18 protein-coding genes and 1 pseudogene are annotated in these 20,301 nt (G+C 64.8%); 9 read left to right on the top strand and 10 right to left on the bottom strand.

All coding sequences use genetic code 11. From position 1 onward, the window contains the following. Window positions 1-12: 12 nt before the first annotated feature. Together JJQ90_RS20470 and JJQ90_RS20465 are read left to right on the top strand one after the other, a co-directional pair. A complete protein-coding gene (locus tag JJQ90_RS20470; RefSeq protein ID WP_216878113.1) occupies window positions 13-786 on the top strand; it encodes an SDR family oxidoreductase in 774 nt (257 codons plus the stop codon). Further along, window positions 783-1,979, top strand: a complete 1,197-nt coding sequence (locus JJQ90_RS20465; RefSeq protein ID WP_216878112.1) for an MFS transporter — start codon at window positions 783-785, stop codon at window positions 1,977-1,979. Before JJQ90_RS20470 ends, JJQ90_RS20465 begins: the two co-directional genes overlap by 4 nt. On the opposite strand, the gene JJQ90_RS20460 is transcribed toward JJQ90_RS20465, so the two are convergent. The 6 genes from JJQ90_RS20460 to JJQ90_RS20435 form a co-directional block, all read right to left on the bottom strand. After that, the gene (locus JJQ90_RS20460; RefSeq protein WP_216878111.1) at window positions 1,963-2,709 is read right to left on the bottom strand and encodes a sulfite exporter TauE/SafE family protein; all 747 of its coding nucleotides are present in this window, start codon (window positions 2,707-2,709) and stop codon (window positions 1,963-1,965) included. The two genes, JJQ90_RS20465 and JJQ90_RS20460, sit on opposite strands and share 17 nt — an antisense overlap. Before the next feature lie 74 nt (window positions 2,710-2,783). Further along, a complete protein-coding gene (locus JJQ90_RS20455; RefSeq protein ID WP_216878110.1) occupies window positions 2,784-3,674 on the bottom strand; it encodes a LysR family transcriptional regulator in 891 nt (296 codons plus the stop codon). 1 nt (window position 3,675) lies between these two features. After that, a complete protein-coding gene (locus JJQ90_RS20450; RefSeq protein ID WP_216878109.1) occupies window positions 3,676-4,623 on the bottom strand; it encodes a LysR substrate-binding domain-containing protein in 948 nt (315 codons plus the stop codon). Between the two features lie 57 nt (window positions 4,624-4,680). Next, window positions 4,681-5,313: a 2-hydroxychromene-2-carboxylate isomerase gene (locus JJQ90_RS20445; protein WP_216878108.1), complete on the bottom strand. Its 633-nt coding sequence runs from the start codon at window positions 5,311-5,313 to the stop codon at window positions 4,681-4,683. Between the two features lie 114 nt (window positions 5,314-5,427). After that, window positions 5,428-5,637: a hypothetical protein gene (locus tag JJQ90_RS20440; RefSeq protein ID WP_216878107.1), complete on the bottom strand. Its 210-nt coding sequence runs from the start codon at window positions 5,635-5,637 to the stop codon at window positions 5,428-5,430. 171 nt (window positions 5,638-5,808) lie between these two features. Continuing rightward, entirely contained in the window at window positions 5,809-7,059 is a 1,251-nt protein-coding gene (locus JJQ90_RS20435; RefSeq protein WP_216878106.1) for an MFS transporter, read from the bottom strand. Window positions 7,060-7,145: 86 nt separating this feature from the next. Here JJQ90_RS20435 and JJQ90_RS20430 point away from each other — a divergent pair, with 86 nt between their 5' ends. The 3 genes from JJQ90_RS20430 (at window position 7,146) to JJQ90_RS20420 (ending at window position 9,312) form a co-directional block, all read left to right on the top strand. Beyond that, window positions 7,146-7,847, top strand: coding sequence for a TetR/AcrR family transcriptional regulator (locus JJQ90_RS20430; RefSeq protein ID WP_216878105.1), 702 nt, complete (start codon window positions 7,146-7,148; stop codon window positions 7,845-7,847). Further along, complete coding sequence (locus tag JJQ90_RS27735) at window positions 7,844-8,893, top strand: alpha/beta hydrolase (RefSeq protein ID WP_216878104.1); 1,050 nt, start codon at window positions 7,844-7,846, stop codon at window positions 8,891-8,893. The genes JJQ90_RS20430 and JJQ90_RS27735 overlap by 4 nt, the downstream gene beginning before the upstream one ends. Window positions 8,894-9,018: 125 nt before the next feature. After that, window positions 9,019-9,312 carry a DUF1127 domain-containing protein gene (locus tag JJQ90_RS20420; protein ID WP_216878103.1) on the top strand — a complete coding sequence of 98 codons (294 nt, stop codon included), beginning with the start codon at window positions 9,019-9,021 and terminating at the stop codon, window positions 9,310-9,312. A gap of 439 nt (window positions 9,313-9,751) precedes the next feature. Here the strand turns inward: JJQ90_RS20420 and JJQ90_RS20415 are convergent, their stop codons facing one another. Both JJQ90_RS20415 and JJQ90_RS20410 read right to left on the bottom strand, forming a co-directional pair. After that, window positions 9,752-10,297, bottom strand: a complete 546-nt coding sequence (locus JJQ90_RS20415; protein ID WP_216878102.1) for a cysteine dioxygenase family protein — start codon at window positions 10,295-10,297, stop codon at window positions 9,752-9,754. 438 nt (window positions 10,298-10,735) lie between these two features. Next, window positions 10,736-11,116 (bottom strand): hypothetical protein, encoded by a 381-nt coding sequence (locus JJQ90_RS20410; protein ID WP_216878101.1) that lies wholly within the window; start codon window positions 11,114-11,116, stop codon window positions 10,736-10,738. A gap of 229 nt (window positions 11,117-11,345) precedes the next feature. Between JJQ90_RS20410 and JJQ90_RS20405 the strand changes: the two are divergent. The 3 genes and pseudogenes from JJQ90_RS20405 to JJQ90_RS20395 form a co-directional block, all read left to right on the top strand. Continuing rightward, window positions 11,346-11,996: pseudogene (locus JJQ90_RS20405) on the top strand (Mu transposase domain-containing protein); the annotation flags it as partial. Beyond that, entirely contained in the window at window positions 11,996-12,724 is a 729-nt protein-coding gene (istB, locus tag JJQ90_RS20400) for an IS21-like element helper ATPase IstB (protein WP_216878100.1), read from the top strand. The pseudogene JJQ90_RS20405 and the gene istB, both read left to right, overlap by 1 nt. A gap of 615 nt (window positions 12,725-13,339) precedes the next feature. Further along, window positions 13,340-16,441, top strand: a complete 3,102-nt coding sequence (locus JJQ90_RS20395) for a hypothetical protein (protein ID WP_216878099.1) — start codon at window positions 13,340-13,342, stop codon at window positions 16,439-16,441. Between the two features lie 16 nt (window positions 16,442-16,457). Here JJQ90_RS20395 and JJQ90_RS20390 read toward each other — a convergent pair whose 3' ends face one another. Continuing rightward, complete coding sequence (locus tag JJQ90_RS20390) at window positions 16,458-18,152, bottom strand: ATP-binding cassette domain-containing protein (protein ID WP_216878098.1); 1,695 nt, start codon at window positions 18,150-18,152, stop codon at window positions 16,458-16,460. 544 nt (window positions 18,153-18,696) lie between these two features. Between JJQ90_RS20390 and JJQ90_RS20385 the strand changes: the two genes are divergently transcribed. Further along, window positions 18,697-19,386 (top strand): metallophosphoesterase family protein, encoded by a 690-nt coding sequence (locus tag JJQ90_RS20385; protein WP_216878097.1) that lies wholly within the window; start codon window positions 18,697-18,699, stop codon window positions 19,384-19,386. 42 nt (window positions 19,387-19,428) lie between these two features. On the opposite strand, the gene JJQ90_RS20380 is transcribed toward JJQ90_RS20385, so the two are convergent. Continuing rightward, a complete protein-coding gene (locus tag JJQ90_RS20380) occupies window positions 19,429-20,187 on the bottom strand; it encodes a hypothetical protein (protein WP_216878096.1) in 759 nt (252 codons plus the stop codon). Window positions 20,188-20,301 lie beyond the last annotated feature (114 nt).

The raw sequence follows: 20,301 nt of genomic DNA, 5'->3' as shown, positions 1-20,301 counted from the left end.
GTCTTGCAGGCAATGGCAGGGGACAAGGGCAAGGCGGGCACATTGCGGGCCGTCGTCGTGACGGGCGGCGGCCGTGGCATCGGCGCTGCCACCGCGCGCCGCCTGGCACAGGCGGGCCATGCCGTCTGCGTCAACTTCCGCGCGGACGCCGCCGCCGCGGAAACGCTCGTGCAGGCCATCAGGGCCGATGGCGGCTCCGCCTGTGCCATCCAGGCCGATACCGCGAATGCAGCGGATGTCGCCCGGATGTTCGACGAGGCCGAGGCGGCACTTGGGCCGTTGCATGCGCTGGTGAACAACGCGGGCATCACCGGACCCCTCGGCCGCTTCGTCGATCTCGACGTGGCGGCGCTGCGGCGGGTGGTGGAAGTGAATCTGATCGGGACGCTGCTCTGTGCGCAGGAAGCCGTCCGCCGCTTCGCCCGCTATCCTACCGCGCCAGGCCGCTCGATCGTCAACATCTCCTCGGTGGCGGCGAGCACGGGCAGCCCGGGGGAATACGTCCATTACGCGGCGACCAAGGGTGCGGTGGAGAGCTTCACCGTCGGGCTGGCGCGGGAACTTGCCGCCGAGGGCATCCGGGTCAACGCCGTGGCACCGGGCACGGTCCAGACCGGCATCCACGCCGCCGCGGGCGACCCGGAGCGCCCGGCCCGCATCGCGCCTCGCGTGCCGATGCGCCGGGTCGGTGCGCCCGAGGAAGTGGCGGAGGCCGTGCTGTGGCTGGTCTCCGACGCCGCCTCCTACACCACCGGGGCGGTGCTGCGGGTCACGGGCGGGCTATGAGCGCACCCACCGCAGGGCTGCCCTGGCGCGTGCCGGGGGCGCTCGCCGCGACGCAGATCGTCCATTGGGGTTCGCTGTTCTACGCCTTCTCGGTCCTGATGCCCGCGATAGCGGCGGAGATGGGATGGCAGCGCGAGACCGTGGTCGGCGCCTTCTCCGCCGCGCTGCTCGCGGAGGCGGCGGCGGCTGTGCTGGTGGGCACGCTGCTGGACCGCATCGGCGCCCGCCGGGTCATGGCGGTGGGCTCGCTGGCCGCGGGGCTCGGCCTGCTGGCGGCGGGGCAGGTCACGAACCTGTGGCAGCTCTACATGGTCTGGATCTGCCTCGGCGTGGTCATGGCCACGACCCTCTACGAGGCATCCTTCGCCGCGGTGACGGCTGCCTTCGGCGCACAGGCCGCACGGCGCGGCATCGCCGTGGTGGTGTTCGCGGGCGGCTTGGCGAGCACCGTGGCCTGGCCGCTGACCGGCGCGATGGTGACGGAGCTGGGCTGGCGGGACGCCTGCGCCATCCTGGCGCTTGCCAATGCGCTCTGCGCCCTGCCGCACCTGTTCCTGCTGCCGAGGAAAGCGCAGCCGGACACAAGGCTCGTCGTGCTGCAGCCAGCCCTTGTGCCAGCCGTAGAGCCGGGGCTGACAGATGCGATCCGGCAGCCTCGCTTCTGGGGTCTGGCTTTCGTCTATGCGGTCGTCGGCGTCTGCACCGCGACGATCGCCGTCCATCTCGTGCCCCTTCTGCAGGAGCGCGGCCTGGGTGCCGCCGCCACGCAGGTTGCGTCGCTGTTCGGCGTGGCGCAGGTGGCGGGCCGCATCATGGAGTTCCTGGCCGGGCGGCGCTGGTCGCTGCGCGCCACCGGCATCGTGGCCCTGGCGATCGTGACGCCCGCCTTCCTGTGCCTCGCCAGCGCGACGGCGGATTGGGTCCTGGCTGCGGCCGTATTGTTCTACGGCGCGGCCAATGGGGCGCTGACCATCGTCCGGGGAGCGCTGCCGTCGCGCATGTTCGGCACCGCGCATTATGGCGCGATCGCCGGGGCGCTGGCGGGATGCGGCGCCCTTGCCAGGTCGGCGGGGCCCATTGCCGTGGCCGCGCTCTGGCAACAGGGCGGCGGCTACACCTCCGCGATGCTCGGGCTGGCGGCGCTGGCGGTTGCGGCGCTGGCGGTGTTCGTTCTCGTCACACGAAGGGCTTGAGTGCCAGCCAGGCGCCGAGCAGCAGCAGGGAGACCAGGAACCACAAGCGGAAGCGACCTGGATCCACCCGGCGCCGCACGCCTTGCCCCAACGCCATGCCGAGGAGGGCTGGCAGCACGGCCGCCAGCGACAGCGCCGCGATGCCAGGCTCCAGCGTCGCCTGCATCGCCAGTGCCGAGCCCAGTGCGATCGTCGAGACGGTGAAGGAGAGCCCCAATGCCTGGACCAGCGCATCCTTCCCCAATCCGAGTGCTTGGAGGTATGGCACGGCCGGTACGACGAAGACGCCGGTCGCACCCGTGATCAGGCCGGTCACCAGACCCACGAGGGGGCCCAGCCATCGCTCACTGGATGGCGGCACCTGCAGCCGAGGAGCCCAGAGCGCGACGACGGCGTAGGCGGCGAGGACAACGCCCAGGGCCATTCCGGCCTCCGAGGCATGGGCGCCCGTCAGGGAACCTATGCCAGCCAATGTCCCGATGAAGGCGCAGGCCAGCATCGGCCAGAGACGGACGAGGAGCCCCGGCAGCCCCGGCCCGACAAGCGCTTGCCAGACGTTAGTCACCAGGGACGGAGCGAGGAGCAGCGCTGCTGCCTGCGCCGGTGCGACGGCAAGCGTCAGCAGGCCCATGGCGACGGTCGGCAGCCCCAGGCCCACCACGCCCTTGACCAGGCCTGCCAGGAGGAAGACGGCCGCGACGGCCATGGCGGTGAGGATGCTTTCGTTCATGGGCGATGGTTTCATCGCCCGTCGCGATGACCGCAATCTGGGATTGGCGAAGGCAGCCTTCGGCTGCGCCTCAGTCAGCTTCTCTGATCTGCCAAATATTCCACCAGCTTCCGGGCATGCGCAGGCAGCTTCGCCAGGTCGCGGATGCAGATGCCGAGTTGGCGCTCGGCCCAGGAATCAGAGAGTGCGACGCGGCTGATCGCCATCGAGCGGCGGCAGCGCCGGAACGCCGTGTCCGAGACGACGCCGATTCCCGCGCCGCCCGCTACAAGACGACATACGGCGTCGAAGCTTCCAAGCCGGATGCGGAGCCTCGGCTTGCGGTGTGAGGATGCGGCGTTGAGCGCCAGATGCGCCTGCAGCGCGGTTCCTTCCGCCAGCCCGACGAAAGGCTCGTCGAGCGTTTCCTCGAAGGCCACGACGCGACGCTGCGCCAGGCGGTGGCCGCGCGGCAGCACGAGCACAAGCCGGTCAACGCGGAAGGGAAGAAGCTGGAGCCCCTCCGAATTCGCCCAGTCGGCGACAATTCCGGCATCGGCCGTGCCTTCCGCAACCGCCCTGACGATGCTGTGGCTCGGCCGCTCCGCAAGGTCGATGTCGATGTTGGGGTGCTCCGCCAGCCACGGCCCCAGCAGGTCCGGCAGGAACTCGCTGATGGCGGCGGTATTGGCCAGGAGCCGAACCTGGCCCTTCAGTCCACCCGCATAGGACGCCAGCTCGCCCACCATGACCTCGAGCTGCCCGAGGACGAGGGCGGCATGATGCGCGAGGGAATGCCCGGCCGGTGTCGGTGACACGCCGCCGCGGCCGCGCAGCAGCAGGGGTACGCCCAGGGCATCCTCCATGCCCTTGATGCGCGCGCTGGCCGATGCCAGCACCATGGCCGAGCGTTCGGCACCCCGCGTGATGCTGCCGGTCTCGACGGTCGCCAGGAACAGCCTTAGGTCGGTGAGGTCAAAGCGCATGCTAGCGGCGGGCCCGGGTGCCCGTGACCGATGGGGTTTCCGGCGTGGCTTTTTCTTCCGGCGTCAGCTCCGCCGTCAGCTCCGCCTGCAGCCACTCCGCGAAGATGCGGCCATCGAACTGCCGGAGCACCCCGGGCCTGCCCACGAGCCAGTAGGCCATGCCAGTCTCGAGCGGCTCGGCCAGTGCCGTGACGCGGCCGGAGGCAAGGTCGGCGTCGCAGACCGGCAGGCGCGCCAGGGCGACGCCCAGCCCCTGCGCCGCCGCATCGATGGCCATGTGCACCGTGTCGAAGCGCATCCCGCGCGCGAGCTCGGGCGGCGCCATGCCTTGCGCGGCGGACCAGCTGGCCCAGTCATCCCGCGTGGAGGTGACATGGATGCCGGGCAATCGCGCCATGGCGGCACCGACATCCAGGCCCTTGAAGGCGGGCGCCGCCACGGGGACCAGGCGCACGGGTGCCAGCCGCAGCCATTCGCCTGGGCCGGAAGGCGCGGCCGCCATCCTGACGGCGAAGTCGAAGCGGCCGTCACCCAGTTCGACCCACTCCTGCTCCGTCGTAATGGCGACCGAGAGCCTGGGATGTCGGCGACGCAGATCCGCGAGGCGCGGCAGCAACCAGCTCGCGGCGAAGGTCGGCGCCGCGCTGACGCGCAATCCGGCATCGCCCTGCGCCTCCTTCAGGCGTGCCATTACGCGGGATAGGCCTTCGAAGGCACGCGTCGCCTCCGACAGCAGATCCTCCCCGGCCGGGGTCAGGGACAGGCCCTTCGCATTCCGGCGGAACAGCGGGATGCCCAGCCGATCCTCCAGCGTGCGAACCGCATGGCTTACGGCACTCGGGGTGACGCCGAGTTCCGCGGCGGCGGCGGAAAAGCTGGCGTGGCGGCCCGCCGCCTCGAAGATGCGGAGCGCCGCGAGGGGCGGCAGGTTGTGCGGGGCAGCGTCCATTTGGACAGCGTAGCATCCAGGACAGCGCGGACGCATCTCATGCCCGGGGGTGCCCGCCTACCAGGGCCCCTCGCGGATCCAGGCTTCGAGCAGCGGCAGCCTGTCCTGGCCCCAGAAGGCCTCTCCATCCACGGTGAAGAACGGCGCGCCGAAGATGCCCAGGCTGATGGCCTCGCGGGTCGTCGCGCGCAGCGCCTCCCGCGCCGGGGGAGCCAGTGCCGTGGCGGCGGCGGCCGCCGCCTCCGGGCCAAGCCGTGCGGCGAAGGCCGCAGCGGCTTCGAGGTCACCCAATGCCTCACCGTGGCCGAAGGTCGCCATGAGCGCCTGCGCCGCGAAGTCGGCCGCCAGCGCGGTGTCCTCCAGTGCAATGGCGTGGAAGACGCGCCCGAGCGCGAGGGAGGTGCCATGCGGTGGCGTCACCGTGGCGAAGGGCAGGCCAAGGCGCCGGGCCAGGCGCTGGACATCATGGCGGGCGTACTCGCTCCGGACCGGCTGTTCCGCCAGGGGCAGCATGCCGGTCTGACGGAACACCACGCCGAGCAGCATGGGACGCCAGAGCAATGGCCTGCCGCATCGCGCCGCGACCGCAGGCAACTGCGCGGCGGCGATCCAGGCATAGGGCGAGCCGAAATCGAACCAGAAGGAGATGGCGCCCGACGGCGGCTGTGAATCTGCGTGAGTGGGGCTCATCGACATTGAGGAGATCTCTGCATTGGGCAGTCCCGAACTTGGGCAGGCTGGGGATCCGCCGCCGGTTGCGGCGGGCCGAGGTCAGATTCGCAGGACAGGACAGTGGAAGCAGGTTCAGCGGGCGGCGCCAGCATTTCCGGGACGCGGCGCCTGTCCCGGGGGTACGCAGCCGCCCAACCAGGTCCTGCCGTCAGCAAGGCCGAACAGCATCAGGCCGCGCACCGGACCGGCCGCTTGCCCCTGCCCGAACTCGGCCAGCCAAGCACCAGGCACCCAGAGCGGCAGCGCCCAGTCGGCGCCGAGCGAGCCAAGGCGGCCGATCACCTCCGCATCCGGCTGCCACGGCGGGGCGACCACAAGGACACGGCCCCTGGGTGCTCTCTCCTGGCCCAGCCAAAGCGCCGCGCCGAGCGGGAGCGCAAGGACCATTGCCATCATCAGGAGGCAGCTCAGCAGGCCTCCGATGGCGCGGGCCGCGCGTGGCATGCGGCGGACCTAGGCGAAGCGGACACGGGAGGTCGCGGGCACCTCCCGGATCGGCAGGTGCAGCAGGGCCGCCGCGATGCCGAGCAGCGCGGAGAGCCACCAGGCCATGTCGTAGCTTCCCGTCGCGCTGACGATGGCGGCACCGAGCCAGACGCCAAGGAACGACCCAAGCTGGTGGCTGAGGAAGGCGATCCCGAACAGTGTCGCGAGGTGTCGCGTGCCGAAGAACACCGCGACGAGGCCGGATGTCAAAGGGGCGGTGGACAGCCAGAACGCGCCCATGACCGAACAGAAGATCATCACCGTGACGGGCGTCACCGGCAGGGACACGAATACCGCCACCGCCAGGGCGCGACCAAGATAGATTCCGGCCAGCAGGAGGCGCCTGCTGCGGCGCGCGCCGAGGACGCCCGCAGCATAGGCGCCAGCCACGTTGAACAGCCCGACCAGCGCGATGCCCAGTGCCGCGACGGACGGATCGAGCCCAAGGTCGGCGAGCCAGGGCGGCATGTGGATGGTGATGAATGCGAGCTGGAAACCGCAGACGAAGAAGGCCGCGACGAGCAGGCGATAGCTCGGCAGCCTGAATGCATCGGCGATGATGGCCCAGGAGCCCCGCTCCAGCTCCTGCATATCGGTCTGCGGCTGTTCAGGCGGCACGTCGCCGCGCAGGCCCAGGGCGAGCAGCGGCATCGCGGCGCCCATCGCGGCCAGCAGCAGAAAGGCGATGTTCCAGCCGTAGGCACTGATAAGGGCCTGACCGAGGGGCACCACGATGAACTGTCCGAGCGAACCCGCCGCGGTCGCCACGCCCAGCGCCCAGGACCGCTTCGCCTCAGGCGCCATGCGGCCGATCGCCGCCATGACCGTGATGTAGGATGCGCCCCCCATGCCGAGGCCCGTCAGCACGCCCACGCTGAGATGCAGCAGGAGCGGCGTGTCGGCGAAGGGCGCTGCGGCCAGTCCGGCTGCGTAGAGCAAACCCCCGAGAGCCACGACGCGCGACGCGCCCCAGCGATCCGCCGCGATACCGGCCAATGGCTGGCCGATCCCCCAGGCCAGGTTCTGGATCGCGACAGCCACGGCGAAGACCTCGCGGTCCCAGCCGCGAGCTTCCGAGAGCGGTGCGGTGAACAGGCCGAAGGTACCGCGCAGGCCGAAGCTCAGAAGTGCCAGCGCGCAGCCCGCGGCGAGGGCGATGCGACAGGCCGAGGGAAGGCCCGCCTCCGCCTGATCCGATGCCCGACGCAGCCGCGTCATCGCCTTCTCCTGTCCCTTGACCGGAACACAGGCTGGCACGCCAGGACAGGCATCGACATTCACCGCCCGGTATATCGGAGACCCTGATGACGCGTGGGAATTCCGGCATGCGCGATCGAATCCTCGCGGCCGCCGGAGAGGTCTTCGCCAATGAAGGGCTGCGCGCGGGCGGCATGGACCGCATCGCGGCCCGGGCGGGCGTAACCAAGCGAACGATCTACTACCATTTTCGCAGCAAGGATGACCTGATCTCTGCCTTCCTCGCCGAGGGCGATGATGCGGGCTGCGAGCGCCTGTTGGGCTGGATGACGAGTCCCCGGACCTCGATGCGGGATGGCATGGGCCAGATCATCCACCGCATCGCGCAGGCGTCAGCGGAACCACGATGGCGCGGGTGTGGATTCCTGAGAGCCGCCTTCGAGTTCGCGGAACTGCCGGGGCACCCGGCCCGCATCATGGCGGCCGCTCACAAGCGCCAACTCGAAGCCTGGATGGCGCGACGGATTGCGACGGAGGGACTGCAGGACGCTGAAGGACGGGCGCGCAGCCTGATGCTCGTCCTGGACGGGCTGATCGCGCAACTCGTGGTGCACCGGGACATCCGATACGCCGCACAGGCGCTGTCGATGGTTCAGATGGTGCTCTCGCCCGACGGCGCTGGAGCCGCCTTGCCGAAGGCAGCCACCGTCACGCCCACAGCTCCGACGATGCGCCGCGAGGTACACCGCCCGGTGAATTGCAGCGAACCCATGGCAGCAGCCAATCGTATGGCTTCGGAGGACCCATGAGCACGATATTCATCCCCGGCCCTGGCGGGTCGGAAAACGCACATTGGCAGGGACGCTGGCAGGCATCGATGAAGCAGGCGGTCCGCATTGCGCCACCAGGCTGGGACGCACCGAACCTGCGAAGCTGGGTGAAGGCCCTGGACGACGCCGTGCGGTCTTGCAGCGAAGCCCCGTTGCTGGTCGCCGACGGCCTGGGCTGCCTTCTGGTGGCGCATTGGGCGAGGAGCGAAGGCAACTCGGCCGTTGCTGGTGCTTTCCTCGTTGGCGTGCCGGACTCCGCAGCCTTCACCGGAGCAGCTGCCGACTTCCACCCGGCGCCCACTGACCGGCTGGCATTCCCGACGCTGGTGCTCACAAGTGTGGACGACCCCTGCACGTCCAGAACGCATGCCAGAGAATTGGCTGGTGCCTGGGGTGCGGCCTTCCTGCAGGTTGGCGCACTTCGCGACTGCGACACAGCAAGCGGTCCGAGTGACTGGCGGGAAGGCGCCATGCTGCTATCCGCCTTCGCGGCCGGTATCGGCGCGCCGATCCAACTCGACCTGAGCGGTGACCGGCCGAGTGAAACAACGGGTATCCAGGACGCCGCGGCGATCATCGCGGCCGACGTGCCGCCCAGGCGCAAGCCGAGCAACTATCCCGAGCCGTTCAGATCACGGATGAACGGGCGCCTGAAGCGACAGCTCGGTAACCTGTTTGGCCTGACGAATTTCGGGGTCAACCTGACGGTGCTCGCCCCGGGCGCGGTGTCTGCCCTCCACCATGCCCACAGCCGCCAGGACGAGTTCATCTACGTGCTCGACGGGGAGCCGACCCTGTTCATCGGCGATCGGACGGTCAGGCTTCGCCCCGGCATGGTGGCTGGCTTCAAGGCGGGTGGCGAGGCACACCACATCGAGAACGGGACGACGCGGGACTGCTCCTTCATCGAGATCGGCGACAGAACGCCGGGCGACGAGGTCGCCTATCCCGCTGATGATATCGAGGCGTCGCTGGATGAGCGCGGCGCATGGCTGTTCAGGCACAAGGATGGAACGCCCTACTGAGGTTGTCCGGGTCCGGCGGCCACCCGCCTGGGCGGTGAAGCCACTTCACACGGCATGAGGACAAGTCGGTCGGCTGGATCGACCACAGGATGCACGATGGCTCAGCCAATCATTGGAGCCATCCGATGCAACTCATCAAGTCAGGGCAAGGCACCGATCCAACATTTCCCAACGTTGCCGGTGCGGGCGGCGCGCCAGCCATAACGGAATGCCGCCGCACTTCGCGGGGCGGAGCCGAGCAGAACCGGGCCACGGGCAATTACCCGCCGCAGGCCTTGCTCCGTGTCGGTGTCCTATGGGCCGAACGCTGGTCGCAGCGCCAGCATCTCAAATCGCTGCCTGACTCGGCGCTGAAAGACATCGGCCTGAGTCGCGCGGATGCATTCCGCGAGTTCAGCAAGCCGTTCTGGCAGGGGTGACGAGGGGCATCATGGAACCTGGGATGCTGACGCGCCGACTGGTTAGGGACGCGGGATGTGGTGACGCGGCCGATCGCTTGAAGGGTGCCGCGCCAGCGGTTCATCGCACGCGATGGAGGCCACTGTCCGCTGCTGCAGCCTGGTTCACCCGGACGCTGCGCCGCTTTCGTGAGTCTCATCAACTGGCTGGTCTGGACTATCGGGAGCTGCGTGACATGGGGACCAACCGCTACGAGGTGCATCGCGAGTTGGAGCGTCCCTTCTGGCGGTGCTGATTCCGCGCACAGCTTCATGTCTGCTCACAGCAGACTGGATTGGGCGTATGAAGCCCGGCATCAGCAAAACCCCCCCTTCGGGCGAGGGGCCGCCGGGCCGCGCTTCTTCCTTCTCAGCAGGCAGGCTGGGTGGATCCATGGCTCGGGCCGCCGATGCTACCCGTTTAGCGCAGGGCTGCGTTCGCCTCTTCGAACAGTCGCATGTTCTTCTCCACGTCGTACCGCTTCTCCGCCAGCGATTCGGGGTCCCACTCACTCCGCTCCATGGCGAAGAAATCGCCTCCATAGACGTGAAGCGCGCCGGTCAGGCGTGGAATGGGATTGGTGACGGAGTGAATGATGTCGCGGCCGAGTACCGTGCAGTCGCCAACCCCGAGCGCCTTCGCCCCGGCAGCCTCCACCTTGCCGCCTTCAAGACGGCGCCAGAAGATGTTGTCCTCGCGGCCCGTGTAGATACCGATAACCGCCCACATGCGGTGGTCGTGCGGCATGAGCGTCATCTTCGGCCCCCAGACCAGGTTCAGGATGGTCAGGTCGGGCGAGTGGTAGAGTTTGTGCACGCCAGCCCGCGTCGGCTCGCCGACCGCGGCCAGAACGGCATTGGGATCTGACAACGTTCGTGCCACGACCTCGCGCACCGCCCGGTGCCCGCCTCGATCCTCAGCCAGTGCCGCTCGGCAGTCGTCGGCGAACCGGTCCAGGTCAAGCATCCCATCGCTCCTCGGTCATGCGCGTTCTGAAGGCCCGCGCTTCATGAAGGCAGCATAACCATGCTCCTGTTGTTCGTTCGAGGGGAAAAATGCACCATCGTCTGTTCCTCCTGGCCGCTGATTTATCTCAGCGGAACATCGTCCAGTATCCAGACGCGGCTCATCAACCTTCGGCGCCCTTCCCAGGTCGCTCTCAAAACCTGCGCAGCAGCGGCTCGGCTCCCTCAACAAGTTCGAGGACGACCGCACCCGCAGGCTGGATGCGCTTCGCGCCGCGACAGCCTGCCTGTTTGAGGTGGAGACCCGGTCCCCGCCCCCGGTTCAGGCCTGACGGCAATTGCCGACCCGTCCAGGGGATCATAGCGCGGCCCTTACGCCTCGTTTGACGTGTTGCTCGCGTCGCAGATGGCGCTCGGCCGTGCAGTCGACACGGTCGAACTAGGGCCGAGTGGTGGGGCATCGCAGGATGATGTACCCGCTTAGGAGCAGATGCTGCACCAGTTGACCCGCCGCGACCTGCGACATGTACTCGTGCCCCGTCCGCCTCGCCTTGCCGCGCTCATTGAAGCGCATGGCGTAGGCCAGGCTATCCGCGACCTCCTCCGGCGTGACCGGCCGCAGGGTTTGACCCGCATGCTCTACCGGATCTTCTGATGGCAGGCAGGCTCCTACCTCGCGCATGATGTCTTGCACTGCGTCATCAACCACGCTGACCGGCAGTGCGGGCTGCATTCCGCACCCCAGGCCTCGGGCCTCGGCGGCAGCCTCGGAAATGCTCTTGCTCCGGGTGCCGATGGCGGTCGTGAAGACGGCGCGCATGCGACGTCGGACTTCGGGATCGATGGGGCCAGGAGCATCCATGACGTCAGCATGTTCTATATATGTTCCTCACGCAAGACTGCCCGTGGCGCAGGAGTGGGGGCGCTGCCCTGACCTCCCGACACCTTCGCTTGGTACCTGGTCACCAGGTAGCTTCGAAGCGACCCGCCATCATCCGGAGAGCCTCATGAAGATCAGGGTGGACGACCAGCGCACCGTTTCGGGTCGGCATCCTGAGCAGCGCGACCAGACGGTCTGGGAGGTATTCGAGGCTGAGCGGCCAAGCCTGGTGCCCTACGCCGGTCGGTTCGACGGCTTCCACGCCGTGACGGCCTCGGTCTCGAAGACCTGCCTGGTTCGGTTCGACAGCAACAAATACTCCGTGGCGGCGGGCGCCGTCGGGCGGCCGGTGGAAATCCGCGCCTATGCCGAGCGGATCGAACTCCGCCAAGACGGGCGCGTGGTCGGCGAGCACCGGCGGAGCTTTGGTCGGGGCCAGATGGTGTTCGACCCCTGGCACTATGTGCCGGTGCTGGCCCGCAAGCCTGGCGCCTGGCGGAACGGGGCGCCGTTCAAGGATTGGCTGCTGCCCGGTGCGCTGGAACGGGTGCGCCGCAAGCTGGCCGGGGTCGGCGATGGCGACCGGCAGATGGTGGACATCCTCACCGCCGTGCTCAGCGACGGCCTGGTGGCGGTCGAGGCGGCCTGTGCCGAGGCGCTGCGGGAGGGCGTGCACTCCGCCGATGTGGTGCTGAACATCCTGGCCCGCCAGCGCGAGCCCCCGGCGCCGCTGACCATCCTGACGCCAGATGCCCTGCGGCTGCGGCACGAGCCGCTGGCCGACTGCGCCCGCTATGACAGCCTGAGGAGAAGCGTGTGATGGAGCGGTCCGAGATCCTCGCCAGCATGGGCGAGCTGAAGCTGTTCGGCATGAAGGCGGCGTTCGACCAGATCGTCACCACGGCAGTGAAGCGCCAGCATGAGCCGCAGCAGGTCATCGGCGACTTCGTCGGCGCCGAGATTGCCGAGAAGCAGGCCCGGTCGATCAAGTACCAGGTCACCGCATCGAGGCTGCCGCTGGCGAAGGACGTCGAGGACTTTCGGTTCGAGGGCACGCCAATCAACGAGGCCCTGGTGCGTGATCTCGCCACGGGCAACTTCCTGGCCCATCAGCGCAACGTGGTGCTGGTCGGCGGCACCGGCACGGGGAAGACGCACCTCACCATCGCCATTGCCCGCGCGCTGATCCGCAGCGGGGCACGTGGCCGGTTCTACACCGTGGTCGACCTGGTGAACCGGCTTGAGGCGGAAAGCCGCAGCGGGCATCAGGGACGGCTGGCGGACCATCTGTGCCGGATGGACTTCGTCGTGCTGGACGAGCTCGGCTACCTGCCGTTCGCGCAATCCGGTGGGCAGTTGCTGTTCCATCTGGTCAGCCGCCTCTACGAGCAGACCTCGGTGCTGGTCACCACCAACCTGGCCTTTGGCGAATGGCCGAGCGTGTTCGGCGACGCCAAGATGACCACGGCGCTGCTCGACCGTCTGACGCACCACTGCGACATCGTCGAGACCGGCAACGAGAGCTGGCGGTTCAAGAACCGCGCCTGAGCCATCCATCCAACAGCCGCCGCGCTGCGGTCGTCCGCCCCTCCGCCTAAGGCTGCGGGCCGGACGACCGCAGCGCGCATCAGCACACCAAAGAGGGGTCCCTATTCGACGCCGATCCGGGGTCCCACTTCCGCGCCGTTTGACAAACATTTCCCTCGCCTCCAAGGCCTTGATAAGTCGGATCTCGCGTAAACTCGACCCGGCTGGCGGATCGACGAGGAGCGCATCAACGCCCGCCTCGTCGTCATCGCCAGACGTCGCCAGCACGGCCGGACCGCAGGCGCGCCTGAGCCGCCAAGCCGAAGGCTCCGCTGACTGCCGCAGTCGCCAGTGCACGCTTACAGTGGGCGCGCGCGATGTTCGGCAGGCTCACCGTTTAGAGCAAAAAATGCCTCAAAAATTACAATGTTGCCTCTCGGTGCAGCTTCCACATGATTGTATCGCTTCAGCCGCGAGATAGGCTAGTGATGTTGTTCTCGCTCTCGATGTCCACAGGACTGGAGATCACCGATGCCTTGGAGACCTTCATGCGACGGATCGGTCACGGGAAAACAGACCTCCGCGATATTCCAAGCACTGGAAACTTTATACGATCGCGTAGCAGCAACCGCCCCAATGCCGCGGCAAGAATGGAGTGTTCTTCGCGAGAACTATCTTACCGCCCGAAAGGGACACAAAAACTTCAACTACAAATCCAGTGTAGCCAGATTGCCTTCAGAATATCATAATGCCCCGATCGGAATCACCGAAATCGACCTTCTTGATGTGATTTATAATATGGATCGGTGTCGTGTGGCGTTAGTCGAGGGTTGGCGTGGATCAGGAAAAACCTCACTACTGCATTATCTTGAGGAGGTTATCCATCAGTGCTCTCCAGAATCCAAGATACGATTTTTGATTATTGATGGTCTTCAGCTTGCCGATTTGCGAGGTCCGAACGTAGAGAAGGAGGTTGCCGAAGATTATGGCCGTGCGATTAGGTCAAGCGTCAACAAGGCTATCCAGCAAGCCATAGGTCGAGGTAGTTCTCCTCGAGAAGTCACTGCCCTCAAGCGTGCTTCAAGAGTTTTGTCGACGGACGTGTCTCAGCCTGCCATTCGCGATTCTTTTGTAGCACTTGAGCAAAATTTGCTGTCTCAGAAAGAAGCAAAATATGTCGTCGTTTTCGATAATCTTGACCACCTAAGCCGCGATTACTGGAAGGCCGCAGTTAATTTCGGCCGCCAAATCACTACATCTACCAATTTTCGATGCTTTATTTGCGTCAGGCCGAATGTTACGGACGAGCTATTTAAGGGAGGTGATGCCAGGGCTTTTTTTCAGCATCGGATTATTGTTCCGGCACCTGACGTGGAACTATGGATCAATCATCTGGGAAAGCGGCTTTCATTAGAACTGGAAATACTAGCCGCCGAGAACCGATCTCCTCCAGTCCTTAATGGCAAAGAGATTCGAGGCAACCAAATTAAGACAATTTTCAAAAATCTCGCGGATTTGCTCGTAAACAAGAGAGCAACTAAAAGTGGCGGTCTTCAGGATGATGTGTCTGCCATACTAGAAGCCATCGCTGCAGACGATACTCGACATTTGCAACTTCTGTTTCGTCGAATCATCCGTGACTCACGATTGCCCGAAAAATTTCTCCTTGGCCAGAGCGAAACGTATGAATTTCATCCGATAAGCTGCCTCATTGATGGGGGGGCATATATATACACGCATGACCGTTATGTACCGAACATTCTTGTGTTCGATAACGGTTCCGGAAACCCCAATTTCCTTATTCAGCATCGAATTCTGATCCTTTTAGAGCCAGCAGTCTTCACTACTGTTGCAGAGCTATGTAGATGTTTAAACTTGATGGGGTATGACCGTTATATGGTACTCCAAGCTCTGGAGATGCTGTCAGGACCCTTATTAATCAGGGCCAACTCGGGCGATACGATCAGCGCCAGCGACCCACCTGAGAAAGTTGAACTAACACAAGCGGGATATTTTTATCGGCAGCATTTTCTCCGAAACGCCGACTATCTGACAGCGGTCGTACTCGACGTTCCGTTGCAGCACGAGACTTTGCGGAGCCTGGTAGACATCAGCTTGGAAAAGGTACGCGGGGGAAGGAGGTATTTCTCTGCAAGGATCGCCTCACTAATTGAGTATGCTCACGAAGTCTCCAAACGTGAAGAACGGCAAATATTTGTTCAGCTGACGACAGCCTCTGCGTCACCAGAACTCCTTCGGCTTGCGGATGCTCTGCGCAACGGTGGGCTTCTAACACGATCAATAATGATGGCGCTTACCGCTGTTCATGGCCGCAGCCAGATGTCTCTTAATCAGGCAATACTCAGTTCTATCGAAACCGCGTTGACCGAGCTCGGCGATCACTGTGATAGAATCGAAAAGCGCTTGGATGAGTTGGTAAATCGGGTAAGGCGTGCTCCAACAGGCATCCAACAAGATTTGCTGCCCCAATCAGAATCGGGGGACTTCAACATAAAATTGCGCGATCGTGGCGAGAATCTAGAGGCTGTCGCCGACATTCCAGCATCGCGCACTGACTCCGCTGTAGTTGTGTCACTCGAAGCCGTTAGCGGCGAGCACAAAATTCGTATGTCAACAGTCGCAGTTCCGATAGGCAAGTACGAAAACAACTCCGGCCAGCCAAAGGCTAGTCACCGTGCGATAATGGTGTTTCCTCGTTTGCCTGGATTTGCGGGAGAGGTTCTTACCAAAGTTTCTGGCATTGAGATCCACCATCCCGTGTCAGAGACCCTTTTTATTTCTCCGAATATTAACGGCGCGACAATGCAGCTGCTACTGCACCGTCTTGCGAATGGTCGCAAGGGGGAGCCTATCGGCCCCGAAGTAAATCTCGAAGAGATCGAGTCTCTCAGCAAGGAGTTAATCCAGGATATTAATTCCCGTGCGGGAGCAGGTCCGTTGGACCTTCGGTGGATTCGTGAAGCGGGTGCGGAGCTAGCAACCAAGGTGCTAGACAACCGCGGCGCCAACTATCTTTGCTCATTACTCAAGAGCTCGTCGCTCATTTTGTTGCACTCACCAATGAACAGCTTCCTGGCTCCTTGGGAATGGCTGTGCCCGATACCACAGGCGGATGAGGAGACTGAGCCCCTCGCTCATGGACGCATGGTTGTGCGATGGATCGGGGCGCCGTTCGATGCCGCAAATTCGCTGCATCACGCGAAAGCTCATCGCCAAATGAAGTCGATGGTCACTATAGGTCTGCCAAATAGTGCTGATAGACCCTGGCGTGTTCGAACACCATCGACGCCTGAAGATTTGGCAGACATATCGAGCAGCGCTGATGTGTTGCACATTGTCGGTCACTGGAACGACAAGGAGAAGGTAGTGGAAATTGGCGAGGGGTCAGATAAGCTACAAATAAATAACAAAACCATAAAAGCATACAATATCGGCAGCAAACACGGTTCGCTTATTCTGTCGGTCTGCAAATTAGGCAATTTGAAGTCTGCGTCGAATCTCGCGATGACTGCTGTTGATACGAGATCCGCTGCGGTGTGGACACCCATAACGACGATACGCGAAGCCGATGCGGATGAACTTGATCAGGATCTCCATGATTACGTCGAGAATCAGAATGATAAGTCCGAGCACGCACCCAAACGATTAGGGCTGTTCTTCTTGCATCGACGAAAGCGAAATCCATGGACCCATGTATACGTTAGATATGGATTATAAATCTGATTCCCGTGGCTTATAAACCCCTTGAGGAATAAAATGCGATGGAAAATCCACCGAATGCCTCTGAACATTCCAAGGAGGATGCCGCTATCTCCCCGCTGGAAATCCAAATACGACTGGAGGATTTGCCCGCAGATCTCCGTAATGAATTGAAGGCTAGGAGGGCAGGCACGAGGACTCTCGGCGTGCTGCCGAGCGCGATCCTCGACTCGCTTCCGGGCGCAATTGCGCGAAAGCTCGAATCCATTATACCAAAAGATTTTTTAGTCGAGGAAATTTCTTTTAAGATAAATATTGATATTAATATACCTGGCCTACGCGCCGGGAGCGAGGCGGTCATTAAACTCCGCCCCCAGAAAACGTAATTACGCCGTCCCGTTTTTGGTCGGCATGTTGACAGCACGGCCCTCCGAGATCCTTCGGCCGGAGACTGGCCACTGAGATGGGCCTGTTCTGCACTGTGTTTCGCGCCACCTTTTTCTGCTCTGTAGGACTGCTTCGGAAGTTTCCCAGCGTCGATCGTCTTTGGCAGCATGAGGAAGGCGCCGAACCTGATATAGTCTGAACTGGCCAAGCGCCTGCCCGTGTTCCATGCCCGGGTAAGCGCGCTCGAGAACGGCGAGGGACGGAACTGGCCGAGCCACGCGCTGATGAAGACCATCGCGGGCGCGTTCGGCGCCCACCAGCCGCAGCAGCCGCGACTTGCTACTGCCGTAGCGCCCAGCAGCACCACCCGGTCTCCGGGCTGAATGCGAAGCTTGCCCGTGGTGAAGAGCCGCCGCCCGCCCGGCGCTGCGACCTTGAGGGTGTCGAGGGTCTGCAGACTCCTGGCATGGCTGCTGCCGTCGGCCAGCCGGATCTGCCCGGCCGATCCTCCCCGGTAGGCAGGACGCGCTGCGGCCTCGATGCGCGCGGCGCGATCCTGCAGTTGCTTTGTCTTCACCTTCAGCAGATCGGAGCCAGAGTTGACACCGATGTTGTGCAGCTTGGCCGCCTGCTGCCGCAGCCGGGTGGCGTGGCGCAGTTCGGTCTCGTGCCGCCGCGCCGTCGCCTCGTCGAGCTCCGCCAGGCTGGCGCGTGCCGCGGAGTAGGGCGCGGCGAACTCGGCCGAGGCTTCGCGGCGCAGGAAAAGGGTGCGCCGGGTGACCGCATCCAGGAAGGCGCGATCGTGGCTCGCCACCATCAGGGCGACATCCTGGGGAAGCTCCGCGATCCAGCGCTGCAGCTGGCCGATCCGCTGGAGGTCGAGATGGTTGGTGGGTTCGTCCATCAGCAGAACGTCGGGCTCCGTCAGCCAGGCTCGGACCAGCAGCACCATCCGCTGCCAACCGCCGCTCAGCGCGCCCAAGGGGCGGTCGTGCAACTCCGAGGGGATTTCCATGGCGCCGAGCGCGACATCCACCCGCCAGCCCTCCCATTCCCGGCTCTCGGCGGGCAGCGCCTGCAGCAGCACGTCGCGCACCGGCAGGGGCAGCGACGCGGGTTCCGGGTCCTGCTGCATCGGCGTGACCCGCAGGTTGCGGCCGTAGCGGCAGCGCCCCGCCGTCGGCTCGCTGCGTTCCGCCAGAATGCGCAGCAGCGTCGACTTGCCGCCGCCGTTATGGGCGACGAGGCCGATGCGGTCGCCCTTGTGGATCGTGAAGTCGAGGTTGGTGAACAGCGGCGCGCCAAGTGACATGCCGAGGGCTTCGAGCGTGATCAGGGACATGGGGTCGTCTTTCGCTGTCCTGGCCGGATCGAGGTCCAGGCGCAGAACGTCCGTCAGAAGATGAGCTGACCGGGGAAAGAGACCTTGGAGTCCGTCGCCTGATCAGCCCTGCAAACGCATCTGCAGGGCTGGAACAGGGCCGCGCCGGTGGTGGTAGCTATGATGCACCGCGGCCCTCCTCTTGTTACGGCTGCCGAGAGGTCGAACCTAGCGAAGCCAGGTGTGCCGAGCAAGAAGCACGAGGGGCTGCAGTGACCTCCTTCGAAGCCGGACATGCTTGTCGCGAGCGCTGCCTCCGGACGCCACCATGTGCTTGCGCCCGTCACCCGCGTTGCATCCCTGATGCGCGAAGGGTCTGGATGGTGCCTTTCGGCGTGGTGCTCCTGGCAGCGGCAACGGTCCAGCAAGGGCAGGTGGCGCATGCTCGGGCTTGAGCGCGTTGCGGCGACCTTTACGATGCGTTCCGTAGCCTACGCACCCGCAGGATGGTCGCGCCGCTCGGGATCCGGGGGCGGACGAAAGACCTTGAGACCGAGACGGCGCCATGAGCAATCCAGGACCCCTACTTGCCTACGGCGATCCGCACGGTGACTTCGTGCCGCTGTTCCGCGCCGTGAAGGAGCACAGCCCCTCAGCAGTCCTGATAGTTGGCGACTTCGACCCGCCCGCGCCGCTGCGCGTCGTGCTGGCCCCGCTGCTTGAGGCTGGCATCGACGTGCGCTGGATCCCTGGCAACCACGAGGGTGATAGCCAGGAATGGTACGACCGCACCTTCGGGGACATGCCTGAGCGCAGCCTGCACGGCCGCTCCGCGACGCTCGCCGGTGTCCGCGTCGTGGGCCTGGGCGGCGTGTTCCGCGAACGGGTATGGTGGCCCAGGAACAACGCGGCCGCGGAGCCCCGGTACAGGACGCGCGTCGAAGCACGGCGTGCTCACGGTGAACGCAAGACCCCGCCGCTCCGGCAGGCAATCACCATCTTTCCCGAGGACTGGGAAAGGGCGGCGACGAATGGCGGCGATATCCTCGTCTGCCACGAGGCGCCGACATCTCACCCCTACGGCTTCGCGGCGATTGATGCCTTGGCACGCCGTGTCCGCGTACGCCTCGTCATTCACGGACACCATCACCGCCCGCATGAGGGCCGCATCGAGTGGCCAGGGGGCGGATGCGCAGTGCGCGGCCTGGGGCGCGCGGAGCCATGGATCGTGGAGTTGCCATCGCCTCAAAAGTAGGCCGCGTCGGCACGCTGCCCCTCCGCACTGCGCAGCGCCAAGCTATCCCGCTCGCTTCCACGCCGGAATTCCCTTGTCGTCCACGGGGCCAATGGCACCGGACACTGGATCGATGTGACGCACCATGGCCTGAGCGAACGCAGCGAAGCCCTGCTGATCGGGTGTCGGCTCGCCATTCCACAGGATGGTCAGCTCGCCATCGGCGGTGGCGGTGATGGATATCAGCTCGGCCATTTCTTCCTGGTCATCTCTGCCGCGTGCGCCCACAAGATTCTGAAGAACAAACACGTGGACCAGGTCGACCCAGCCGGTTGGGACGTCGATTCCACCGGGAACCTGGGCGCCGTATTCCGCACTCAAATGGTCCAGCGCGTCCGGCTGGCCCGCACGTGGCAGTGGCGTCTCTGTTCCCTCGGCGAGATCATATTCACTGCGCTCGCCCAGCGCCAAGGTGTAGTAGTGGCCATCGCAAACGTGCAGCGCGCCGGGGCGGCCCGATAACTCGCTCACACAGAGGCTGTAGCGCTCGCCCATCACCCGCGCGCTGTGAATGTAATCGTCCAGGTCCTTCATATGGAACCGGAGTGCGGCGAACTTCTGTTTCACTTGAGTCGCGATGTGATATCTGCCCGTTCGCTGAACGTCCTGGCGGCTGAGTTTGCTCAGCACGTCGACGATGGCGAACCAGCCGTCCCCGTGGGTGAAGCCCCGCGCCATCGAGCTCTCGGTCAAGGGCAGGTGGCGCCCGACGTAGAGTGCTGGGTAGCGCTGGAACAGCAGCTGCTCGAGTGCCTCACGCAATGTCGTTGCCTCCAGAAATGCCTTTCACGACTACGCTGGAGAGGTCGATAATTCCGGCGCCAAGCGCGGCATAAAATGTGAGCGGGTAGAGCGTAGGACCATCATGCTTCAGGA

Source organism: Falsiroseomonas oleicola, assembly GCF_019029495.1.
Taxonomy (GTDB): Bacteria; Pseudomonadota; Alphaproteobacteria; order Acetobacterales; family Acetobacteraceae; genus Falsiroseomonas; species Falsiroseomonas oleicola.
This window is presented reverse-complemented; position numbering and strand designations above follow the sequence as displayed.

What these genes read in the sequence shown, in the direction of transcription:
- JJQ90_RS20415 (WP_216878102.1), bottom strand. Translation starts at nt 10,297, where the DNA reads ATGCTTGACCTGGACCGGTTCGCCGACGACTGCCGAGCGGCACTGGCT.
- JJQ90_RS20430 (WP_216878105.1), top strand. Translation starts at nt 7,146, where the DNA reads ATGACGCGTGGGAATTCCGGCATGCGCGATCGAATCCTCGCGGCCGCC.
- JJQ90_RS20445 (WP_216878108.1), bottom strand. Translation starts at nt 5,313, where the DNA reads ATGAGCCCCACTCACGCAGATTCACAGCCGCCGTCGGGCGCCATCTCC.
- JJQ90_RS20435 (WP_216878106.1), bottom strand. Translation starts at nt 7,059, where the DNA reads ATGACGCGGCTGCGTCGGGCATCGGATCAGGCGGAGGCGGGCCTTCCC.
- JJQ90_RS20410 (WP_216878101.1), bottom strand. Translation starts at nt 11,116, where the DNA reads ATGCGCGCCGTCTTCACGACCGCCATCGGCACCCGGAGCAAGAGCATT.
- JJQ90_RS20390 (WP_216878098.1), bottom strand. Translation starts at nt 18,152, where the DNA reads ATGTCCCTGATCACGCTCGAAGCCCTCGGCATGTCACTTGGCGCGCCG.
- istB (WP_216878100.1), top strand. Translation starts at nt 11,996, where the DNA reads ATGGAGCGGTCCGAGATCCTCGCCAGCATGGGCGAGCTGAAGCTGTTC.
- JJQ90_RS20460 (WP_216878111.1), bottom strand. Translation starts at nt 2,709, where the DNA reads ATGAACGAAAGCATCCTCACCGCCATGGCCGTCGCGGCCGTCTTCCTC.
- JJQ90_RS27735 (WP_216878104.1), top strand. Translation starts at nt 7,844, where the DNA reads ATGAGCACGATATTCATCCCCGGCCCTGGCGGGTCGGAAAACGCACAT.
- JJQ90_RS20455 (WP_216878110.1), bottom strand. Translation starts at nt 3,674, where the DNA reads ATGCGCTTTGACCTCACCGACCTAAGGCTGTTCCTGGCGACCGTCGAG.
- JJQ90_RS20470 (WP_216878113.1), top strand. Translation starts at nt 13, where the DNA reads ATGGCAGGGGACAAGGGCAAGGCGGGCACATTGCGGGCCGTCGTCGTG.
- JJQ90_RS20395 (WP_216878099.1), top strand. Translation starts at nt 13,340, where the DNA reads ATGCCGCGGCAAGAATGGAGTGTTCTTCGCGAGAACTATCTTACCGCC.
- JJQ90_RS20450 (WP_216878109.1), bottom strand. Translation starts at nt 4,623, where the DNA reads ATGGACGCTGCCCCGCACAACCTGCCGCCCCTCGCGGCGCTCCGCATC.
- JJQ90_RS20420 (WP_216878103.1), top strand. Translation starts at nt 9,019, where the DNA reads ATGCAACTCATCAAGTCAGGGCAAGGCACCGATCCAACATTTCCCAAC.
- JJQ90_RS20465 (WP_216878112.1), top strand. Translation starts at nt 783, where the DNA reads ATGAGCGCACCCACCGCAGGGCTGCCCTGGCGCGTGCCGGGGGCGCTC.
- JJQ90_RS20385 (WP_216878097.1), top strand. Translation starts at nt 18,697, where the DNA reads ATGAGCAATCCAGGACCCCTACTTGCCTACGGCGATCCGCACGGTGAC.